The sequence below is a fragment of the Jeotgalibacillus marinus genome, assembly GCF_040801915.1.
In the GTDB taxonomy this organism is placed as follows: domain Bacteria; phylum Bacillota; class Bacilli; order Bacillales; family Jeotgalibacillaceae; genus Jeotgalibacillus; species Jeotgalibacillus marinus.
On the sequence record NZ_JBFMIA010000384.1, the window covers coordinates 1 to 212 of the forward strand.

Annotated in this window: 1 protein-coding gene; it reads left to right on the forward strand. The window is 55.7% G+C overall.

What is annotated here, in order from left to right:
* On the forward strand, positions 1 to 212 hold a 212-nt coding region (locus AB1471_RS18250), incomplete at both ends, for a hypothetical protein (protein WP_367781124.1).

Here is a 212-nt window from a genome sequence, read left to right on the forward strand (position 1 = left end):
TCTTGGGCTTCCACAGCTTCGGTTTGTACGTTCACAACGACACGATGCGGGCTTTCGGTCGTCCTCAAGATTTGTTCTCGGATACCGGGATTCAGTTGCGTCCGATATTTGCCCAGTGGGTGCAAAACATCCACGCCTTGGCTCCTGGCACAACAGCGCCTAACGCTACGGAAATCGTCAGCCACGCTTTTGGCGGCGGTGCAGTAGCAGTC